Genomic DNA, 9108 nt, shown 5'->3' on the forward strand with positions numbered 1-9108 from the left:
CCCACCTCTCTGGTCCTCGGCGATGGTGAGAAGATCAGAACAGCGGCTGTTCCTTGTCCACGTACCGGTCTGGATCAACGAGCTTCTTGCACTCGCTGGTCTTGCGGGGGCGATTGACGGCCGGGATGCCAACGGCGATGTGGTTCGCCGGAACATCCTTGGTCACGACCGCGTTTGCCCCGATAGCGCTTCCGGAGCCGATCGTGATCGGACCGAGGACCTTCGCGCCGGCACCAACGGTCACATTGTCCTCGAGGGTTGGGTGCCGCTTGGTCTGGGTGAGTACCTGCCCGCCGAGCGTGACCCCGTGGTAAAGCATGACACCGTCCCCGATCTCCGCGGTTTCGCCGATCACGATCCCCATCCCGTGGTCGATGAAGAAGCGTCGCCCGATCGTGGCACCCGGATGGATCTCGACGCCCGTGAGAAACCTGGTGAATTGGGCGAGAACCCGCGCGGGACCGCGGAGACCCCGGGTCCACAGGGCATGGGCGACCCGGTGCGACCAGATGGCGTGCAGGCCCGAATAGACGATCGCATTCTCGACGTCGCCGCGCGCAGCGGGATCATGCTCTCGTGCGTTCGCGAGGTCTTCTCTGATCATCGTCAGCAGCTGGTACATGGGTGCCCATCCTATCAGCGCAGACGGATCCGCCCGGCCTGGTCTCCGGCGAGGTGCACCTGGGCGGTGTCGAGGTGGTTGTCGTCCGTCGCTCCAGGGAGAGTCCGGGGCTGGTCAGCTCCGGATGTCGTCGAAGAGCGCGGTGGAGACGTAGCGTTCGCCGTAGTCGCAGACCGTGGTCACGATGGTTTTGCCGGCGTTCTCCGGGCGTGCGGCCAGATCGAGTGCGGCCCGTACGTTGGCGCCGGTCGAAATCCCGCCGAGGATTCCCTCGCGGCGGGCGAGCTCACGGGTGGTCTCGATGGCGTCCGCGTTGCTCACCGTGAGGACATCGGTGAGCACCCGTCGGTCAAGAACCTCCGGGACGAAGTTGGCGCCGAGTCCCTGGATCTTGTGGGGGCCGGCCTTACCGGTAGATAGCAGTGCGGATTCTGCAGGCTCGACAGCGTAGATCTCGATATCCTCCCTGCGTTCCTTGAGTACTGCTCCCACCCCGCTCACGGTGCCGCCGGTGCCCACACCGGTGACGAAGATATCGACCTTGCCGTCGGTATCATTCCAGATCTCTTCGGCTGTGGTGGAGCGGTGGATTTCCGGATTGGCGGGGTTAGCGAACTGGCGGGCGAGGACCGCCCCCTCGTTCTCTGCGACGATCTCGTTGGCCTTATCCACGGCGCCCTGCATACCCGAGGCGCCAGGGGTGAGGACGATCTCCGCACCGTAGGCGCGGAGCATGACCCTCCGTTCCATCGACATGGTTTCGGGCATCGTGAGGATGACGTTGTAGCCGCGAGCTGCAGCGACCATGGTCAGGGCGATGCCGGTGTTGCCGGAAGTGGCCTCGACGATCGTGCCACCTGGTTTCAGGGAGCCGTCGGCCTCCGCGGCATCGATGATAGCCAGTCCGATGCGGTCCTTGACGCTGTTCGCGGGATTGAATGACTCCAGTTTGACCAGAATCTCCGCGTCCAGATCCTCGGACATTCGGTTCAGCCGTACCAAGGGGGTATTGCCGATGGTTTCGGTGATGTTGTCGTGGATGTTCGCCATTGTCGGGGGCTCCTTGTATACGTGCGGGTAGTCAGTCCGGCCGCGGTTGCCCGATCGGCCTGTGGCTGTCACGCTACACCATAAATAGACCGGACTATAGACAGATCGGTCCATATCGTGCTAAGGGTGCCGGTGGGGTAGGCGAATGGGGGAGGCGAATGGGGGGATAACTGGGAAACCGTTTCCACCAGCGAATACAGGAACCCTGAATGTGGGTAGTTGTTTCCGAAAAAGGCCTCCCGGTGGGTGGACGGCGTGTTACCGTTCGACACGTCGCAGTGTTCGGGAATGTCGGTGGGAATCCGGCAGCGGCCCTCGCCACTGTATGACTGTCGCCGGCGGCGAAGAGAAACACCCGTCGGCCCGGACCGTGTCAGCGGAGCGGGCCGGCGAAAACTCGCCACCGAGGGCTTCACACCGCACGACGCCACTGCCCGGCACCACCCCTGACGGGGTTCCGGGTGGGAAGGCGCGGATCTGAAGCTTCACAGGCGGACCAGGGTACTCGGTCCTCGTTGACGGCGGTCAGAGCCAGGAGACCGGCTGCGACCGTGAGTTGACCAGTCGGTCCGCGAGGTGCCGGACCCGTCCCAGAAAGAGAACCACAGTCATGCATATTGCAGAAGGCTTTCTACCCGCAGGTCAGGCATTGGCCTGGACCGTGGCGGCAGCCCCGTTCGTTGTCCACGGTGGCTGGGCGGTGAAGAAGCAGCTCGCGAAGGCTCCCGAAACCGGACTTCTCCTCGCAGCCGCGGGCGCGTTCACCTTCGTCCTCTCCGCGATCAAACTCCCGTCCGTTACCGGTTCGAGCTCCCACCCGACGGGAACGGGTCTCGGTGCGGTCCTGTTCAAGCCGCCGGTGATGGCGTTTATGGGTGGCATCGTCCTGCTCTTTCAGGCACTGCTCCTCGCCCACGGTGGTATCAGCACGCTCGGAGCAAACATATTCTCCATGGCCATCGTCGGCCCCTGGGTCGGCTACGGGATCTGGGTGCTTCTTCGTCGTGCCGGCGCGGGTGCGGACATCTCCATCTTCTTCGCTGCGTTCTTCGCCGACCTCTCGACCTATATGGTCACCTCGGTGCAGCTGGCGCTCGCCCACCACGCCGGCGGCTTCGTCAACTCCGTCCTCACTTTCCTCGGACTCTTCGCCACGACGCAGGTTCCGCTGGCCATCGTCGAGGGCATCGTCACGGTTCTGATCTTCCGCAGCCTCCGTGTCATCGCCGCCAAGGAGCTCGACATCCTCGGTGTCTTTTCCCGCAACCGGAAAGCTGACACCCGCGAGCCCGCCACGGTCGGGTAGCTGATTCTTGATCGCCCGCCGAACTGAATCACCGTCAGCGAAGAACACGACCATGAAGAACACGTCTGAGGAGACTGCCACCATGTCCAGCAACAAAAACAAGGGTGGCGGGATCGCCGCCACGCTAGCCCTGATCATTCTCGCCGCAGCTATCGCGGCTTTCCCGATGTTCTACAACTTCGGGGACCCCGACGCCGAAGAGCAATTCGGCGGATCCGACGGCGCCGCCGAGGAGATCGTCGCCGAGCAGAACCCCGACTATGAGCCCTGGGCGAGTCCGCTCATCGGCGAACTTCCGGGTGAGGTCGAGTCGGGATTGTTCGCATTCCAGGCGGCGCTTGGCGCGGGGGTGCTCGGGTTTGCGATCGGAAACTACCGGGGCCGCAGCCGTGCTGAAGAGCGTATCGCTCGGGAATCCGGCGCCGCCGGAACTGCGGCTTCCGCAGGCCCCCATCTCGGCGACGACGCCTGACCTGAATCGGGGTTAGCGTCATGAACGCCCTGGAGATCGCCGCGGCGAACTCTCCGTGGGCGCGCGTCAACGTGGGGGAGAAGGTTCTGCTGATTCTGGGGCTTCTCGTCCTGACGATATCTCTTCCCCCACTCCCCGCGCTGCCTGTCATCGCTGTCGTGTTGATTCTGCTCGCCGTGTCGGCGAAGGTGCCACCACGGCTGTATGCTGCGTTGGTACTTGCGCCGGCGACGTTCATCCTGCTGGGACTTGGTCCACTGGTGTTCTCGGTGTCGACCTCGGGGTTCCGGTGGATCGATGGTGGGTTTATCGACGCCGTGACTGTCCTGTCCCGCACGATCGTCGGTATGTCGGCGACAATGCTCTTCGCGCTGACCACCCCCATGTCCGAGCAACTGGTGTGGTTCCGCTCTGTGGGGGTGCCTGCCCCTCTGGTTCACATCACTATGTTGACCTACCGGATGACGGGCACGCTGATCACCACCGCGCGGACGATGTGGGAGGCGCAGGCCGCCCGCCTCGGGCACAGTAGTCGCAGGCGGTGGATGCACTCGGTCGCTTCTCAGGCGGCGAGCCTGTTCGTACTCTCCTTCTCGCGGGCCCGCGCACTCCAGGAGGGGATGGAACTGCGTGCCGATATCTCGGCGATCTCGACTCTCCACGTCAGCAGGCCGGTCCGATGGCGGGTGATCGGTGCCAGCGTCGCACTTCTGGTCGCCATCGCCGCGCTCGGGCTCATATTCCGCTGATCCACACCTCACACCCCGTTTTCCCGGCCTGGTGCCGGCCGTCCCCCGGAGGACCCGTGACCCATCCCACGCCACCGCTCGTTGAACTCTCCGACGTCGATTTCTCCCACGGTCCAGATCTGCCGGTGCTGAGATCCGTGGACCTGCGCATCCGGGCAGGTGACCGAATCGCCGTACTCGGCGCCAACGGTTCCGGGAAGTCGACCCTGTTCCGGTTGCTCGCCGCAGCGTGGAAACCCGATCATGGTGAGCTCCGCGTCGACGGTGAACCGGTGCGCTACAACCGGGCCGGGCGGGACCGGGTCCGTCGCCGGGTGCAACTTGTCCTCCAGGAACCCGATGATCAGATCTTCGCCACCTCGGTGTCCGCTGACATCGCGTACGGGCCCGTCAACATGGGGCTCGACCATCACGAGGTCAAGCGGAGGGTCAACGAGGCGATGACCGCTGCCGAGGTTGTGGACCTGGCGGACCGGGTTCCCCACCAGTTGTCCTACGGGCAGCGGAAGCGAGTCGCGCTCGCCGGTGCGCTCGCCATGGATCCGGCGGTCCTTCTCCTCGATGAACCGACGGCGGGGCTTGATCCCGCAGGCGGTCGCCAGCTCTTGCTCACGTTGGCGGCGTTGAACGCCAAAGGGACAGCGGTGGTCCTCTCCACCCATGATGTCGATCTCGCCTACGCGTTCGCCGATACTGCAGTCGTCTTAACTGGTGGAACGATCTTCAGCGGGAATGTCGAAGACGTGCTGACTGACCGGGACCTGATGGAACGTGCTCGGTTGGGGTTACCCTGGGCCCCGTTGGTGAGCCGCGCCCTGGGACGGAAGATCAGTGCCCCAGAGGAACTCCCCGAGAGCCGGGAATACCCCTGAGCTGGGGGAGGGGGAGAGTGCGGGACATGGCAGTAAAAACGTGATGTTTCTTACGTCGGATGTCTGAACGGGAACGTATATGGGGGTAATTTGCGGGGGGAATCAATTTTGATGGGTGGTGTTGAGGCATGGCTTTAGTGGGGCAAGTTTTCATTTTCGTAAGCCTGCGAAAGTTCTTTCGAACGTTTCTGTCCAGCACAAGTGCCGCCCAGCTGAACGGGGTGAATGGGTGTTACGCGGTGCGGGGAACTATGTCGTTTGGGGCGCAGGTGTATTCGTTGAGGACTGATCGGGGTGCTCGGATGGACGTGTTCCCGCTTCGGTGTCGGCAGGGGGGATGACCGGAAATCGGGGCGGAGGCCACATCACCCCTTAGCCGGACGCCCGTTTCCCCGATTTTGCGGAAAAACTGCGCTATCGGCGGACTCAGCACCCCCTGGGGAGTGGCTATACTGCACCTTAGAAAGATGTTGACTCACCCGACGGGGGCACCTGACCGGGTGGATGCGCAGGAGGTACAGGTGGACTCACAACGTACGAAAGATGACGAAGAGGCGATTCGCACCGCACTCTCGTCGTTGAGGACTGCCACCGGGATCCCGGTGACCATGTTCGCGACGGTTCTTCCGGATAACAGACTACAGATCAGCGCCTGGGTCGGACTCCGGACTCCGGCGCTCCAGAACCTCATCATCGATCACGGATGTGGTGTCGGCGGAAGGGTTGTCACCACCAGACGTCCGGTCGGTGTCAGTGACTACACCCGGGCGAACGTCATCTCCCATGAATACGACAACGTCATCCAGGACGAGGGGCTCTTTTCTCTCGTCGCCGTTCCCGTCATCGTCCACCGTGAAATCCGGGGTGTTCTCTATGTGGGGGTGCACTCACCGGTGCGCCTTGGGGACAAGGTCATCGAGGAGGTCACGATGACCGCTCGTACCCTCGAGCAGGAACTTGCCATCAACTGCGCTGTCCGACGTAGCGAGGGGGGACGTGCAGGTGCCAAGTCCGGACGCATCATGAACGGCGCGGAGTGGGAACAGATCCGGTCCACCCACTCGAAGCTCCGCATGCTGGCCAACCGCGTCGAGGACGAGGCTCTTCGGCTCGAACTCGAGGAACTCTGCGACCAGATGGTCACGCCGGTCCGGGTCAAGCAGACCACCAAACTGTCCGCACGCGAACTCGATGTACTCGCCTGTGTCGCGCTCGGCCACACCAACGTCGAGGCCGCCGAGGAGATGGGTATCGGTGCAGAGACTGTGAAGTCCTACCTGCGCAGCGTCATGCGCAAGCTCGGTGCGCACACCCGCTACGAAGCCGTCAACGCGGCACGTCGGATCGGCGCACTGCCCTGATCCCCTGTTTTCCTCTGACCTCGGATGCTCCGCCTCCGGGGTCAGACGCGTTCTACCGGGCGTCGTGTCTCCCGGAACCCGGTACCCAGGGAACGTCGTCGCCGTTGTTGGCGACCCTGCCGAGGATGAACAGGAGATCGGACAGGCGGTTCAGGTAGCGCGCGGGAAGAACCGATGTCGTATCGGGGTGCTTCTCGACAGCCACCCATGCGGCCCGTTCCGCGCGTCGGGCGATGACCCGCGCGGTGTGCAACAACGCCGCAGCTGGAGTGCCTCCAGGCAAGATGAACGAGTTGAGTGCCGGGAGGTCGGCATTGAACCTGTCACAGTCCGCCTCGAGGTCATCGATGTAGGACTGGGCGACACGCAGCGGGGGATACTTCGGTGATTCTTCGACGGGGGTGGCGAGATCGGCCCCGGCATCGAAGAGTTCATTCTGAATCCGGCGCAGGACCTCAACGAGTTCGTCTGGTGGGTTACCGAGCGCCAGGACCTGACCAATCGCGCAGTTGGCCTCGTCACACTCGGCGTAGGCGACCAAACGCGCATCGTTTTTCGGAACGCGCTCGAAGTTGGACAACGCGGTTGTCCCGTCGTCTCCCGTGCGCGTATATATCTTGGTGAGGTGGACAGCCATATCCCTACGCTAGACAAAAACTCCGGTGCGCGGGAGTCATGGGAGCGGTCCGTGCGCGCACGGCCCAAGGAACCACTAGGCTGGGGCACTGTGAAAGAACGATTTTTGGTGACAGGCGGCGCACGACTCTCGGGGTCCGTGAAAGTGACGGGCGCGAAGAACAGTGTGTTGAAACTCATGGCCGCGGCACTGCTCGCGGAGGGCACCACCCTGCTCCGGAACTGCCCGGAGATCCTCGACGTACCCCTCATGGGTGATGTTCTCCGTGGGCTCGGCTGCGAGGTCGAGATCGACGGCTCGAACGTCCAGATCACCACACCCGCCGAGTTGCGCAGTAACGCGGACTTCGACGCCGTCCGGCAGTTCCGGGCGTCGGTGTGCGTTCTCGGCCCCCTCACCGCGCGGTGCGGACAGGCGATTGTGGCGCTTCCCGGTGGCGACGCGATCGGGTCCCGCCCTCTCGACATGCATCAGAGCGGCCTTGAACGACTGGGGGCGGAAACCGAGATCCGGCACGGATGTCTCGTGACCCGCGCGCCGAAACTCACGGGAGCGTCGGTCTCCTTCGATTTTCCCTCGGTTGGTGCCACGGAGAACATCCTCACCGCCGCCGTACTCGCTGAGGGGGTCACCGTCCTGGACAACGCCGCGCGTGAGCCGGAGATCGTCGACCTGTGCAATCTCCTCAATGACATGGGGGCGCAGATTGAAGGGGCGGGGACCAACACCCTCACCATCACCGGCGTCGACAAACTCCACCCCACGGAGCACACCGTCGTCGCGGATCGAATCGTCGCGGGAACGTGGGCGTATGCCGCGGCAATGACGCAGGGCGATATCACCGTCGGCGGGATCTCACCGCAGCTGCTCCACCTGCCGCTGGCGAAACTCAAGGTCGCCGGCGCGGACGTCGAGACCTACGAAAACGGGTTCCGGGTGCGGATGGACCGGCGACCCACCGCGGTCGACTACCAGACACTGCCGTTCCCGGGTTTCCCGACAGACCTGCAGCCGATGGCCATCGGCATGGCCGCCATCGCCGACGGGATGTCCATGATCACCGAGAACGTCTTCGAGTCCCGATTCAAATTCGTCGGCGAGATGCTGCGCCTCGGAGCGACAGCATCGGTGGATGGGCATCACGTCGCCGTCCGTGGCGTTCCCCAACTGTCGTCCACCACAGTGTGGTCGAGCGACATCCGCGCGGGGGCGGCTCTCGTCCTCGCTGCACTCTGCGCCGAGGGGGAAAGCGAGATCCGCGAGGTCTTTCACATCGACCGTGGTTACCCGAACTTCGTCGAGTCCCTCAACGCCCTCGGGGCGGAGGTGTATCGGGTTCCGGAGTCCTCATAAGGATCTGGTTAACCCTCGGTTACGCACTCGTAAAACCACAATGACCTGCGTGTTTGTGTGTGTGGTGGGTGGTGTGTAAATTAGTGGGGGTCAGCGAGACCGACAGCGCCCCGCCGGGAAGTAATTTCTGTGGTTGTGTGGCGTGAGGAAAACATAAGCTGGCTCCAAGAAAAATTGGTCACCTGCCGGACTGGTTGCCTTTGGTGGTTGCTGGTTGGTTGTGTGCGTGATGTTTGAGAACTCGATAGTGTGCCAATGTATCTTGCCGGCAGGTGTGATCATCTTTGGGTGGTTGTGTTTGTTGGTGGGGTAATTGTTTTTTTGATTCGTTTCCGGATCATTCATGGTCGTGGCGTGTGCCGGGGAGTGTAAGTCGCTTCCTTAATCGACCGCTGTCGGATGCTCACTGTGTGTGGGTGCTGGTGGTGGTTGTTGACTGTGGTGGTTGGGACGGATGTTTGTGTGGCGTGTTTGTTTTTCCTCGTCGAATGACACGCGTCACTATGGCGGATGTTTCATCTGCTTTTTGTTTTTTTGGACAATCATTTTTGACATCGCCTGGTTTTTGGCTGGGTGGTGTTGCTGGTTGTTTGTTTTGCTAGGTTTTTCAAGCTTTTTGTAGTGCTTAAAGGCTTTTATGGAGAGTTTGATCCTGGCTCAGGACGAACGCTGGCGGCGTGCTTAAC

At 62.6% G+C, this 9108-nt stretch carries 9 protein-coding genes; 6 read left to right on the plus strand and 3 right to left on the minus strand.

Translation table 11 applies throughout. From position 1 onward, the window contains the following. Window positions 1-34: 34 nt before the first annotated feature. Window positions 35-622, minus strand: coding sequence for a serine O-acetyltransferase EpsC (gene epsC, locus JDV76_RS09215; RefSeq protein ID WP_198736592.1), 588 nt, complete (start codon window positions 620-622; stop codon window positions 35-37). 114 nt (window positions 623-736) lie between these two features. Continuing rightward, window positions 737-1672, minus strand: coding sequence for a cysteine synthase A (gene cysK, locus JDV76_RS09220; protein ID WP_198736593.1), 936 nt, complete (start codon window positions 1670-1672; stop codon window positions 737-739). Window positions 1673-2282: 610 nt separating this feature from the next. Between cysK and JDV76_RS09225 the strand changes: the two genes are divergently transcribed. From JDV76_RS09225 to ramA, 5 genes are all read left to right on the plus strand, one after another. After that, on the plus strand, window positions 2283-2978 hold the full coding sequence (locus JDV76_RS09225) for an energy-coupling factor ABC transporter permease (protein WP_198736594.1): 696 nt from the start codon (window positions 2283-2285) through the stop codon (window positions 2976-2978). 82 nt (window positions 2979-3060) lie between these two features. Beyond that, window positions 3061-3450, plus strand: coding sequence for an energy-coupling factor ABC transporter substrate-binding protein (locus JDV76_RS09230; protein WP_198736595.1), 390 nt, complete (start codon window positions 3061-3063; stop codon window positions 3448-3450). A 20-nt stretch (window positions 3451-3470) separates the two neighbouring features. After that, complete coding sequence (gene cbiQ, locus JDV76_RS09235; RefSeq protein WP_198736596.1) at window positions 3471-4199, plus strand: cobalt ECF transporter T component CbiQ; 729 nt, start codon at window positions 3471-3473, stop codon at window positions 4197-4199. Between the two features lie 56 nt (window positions 4200-4255). Further along, the gene (locus JDV76_RS09240) at window positions 4256-5071 is read left to right on the plus strand and encodes an energy-coupling factor ABC transporter ATP-binding protein (RefSeq protein WP_248141073.1); all 816 of its coding nucleotides are present in this window, start codon (window positions 4256-4258) and stop codon (window positions 5069-5071) included. Window positions 5072-5592: 521 nt separating this feature from the next. Next, window positions 5593-6432 carry an acetate metabolism transcriptional regulator RamA gene (gene ramA, locus JDV76_RS09245; RefSeq protein ID WP_198736598.1) on the plus strand — a complete coding sequence of 280 codons (840 nt, stop codon included), beginning with the start codon at window positions 5593-5595 and terminating at the stop codon, window positions 6430-6432. Between the two features lie 52 nt (window positions 6433-6484). Here ramA and JDV76_RS09250 read toward each other — a convergent pair whose 3' ends face one another. Beyond that, the gene (locus JDV76_RS09250; RefSeq protein WP_198736599.1) at window positions 6485-7069 is read right to left on the minus strand and encodes a cob(I)yrinic acid a,c-diamide adenosyltransferase; all 585 of its coding nucleotides are present in this window, start codon (window positions 7067-7069) and stop codon (window positions 6485-6487) included. 90 nt (window positions 7070-7159) lie between these two features. Here JDV76_RS09250 and murA point away from each other — a divergent pair, with 90 nt between their 5' ends. Next, window positions 7160-8422 carry a UDP-N-acetylglucosamine 1-carboxyvinyltransferase gene (gene murA / locus JDV76_RS09255; RefSeq protein WP_198736600.1) on the plus strand — a complete coding sequence of 421 codons (1263 nt, stop codon included), beginning with the start codon at window positions 7160-7162 and terminating at the stop codon, window positions 8420-8422. Window positions 8423-9108 lie beyond the last annotated feature (686 nt).

The sequence above is a fragment of the Corynebacterium marambiense genome (assembly GCF_016342275.1).
In the GTDB taxonomy this organism is placed as follows: Bacteria; Actinomycetota; Actinomycetes; order Mycobacteriales; family Mycobacteriaceae; genus Corynebacterium; species Corynebacterium marambiense.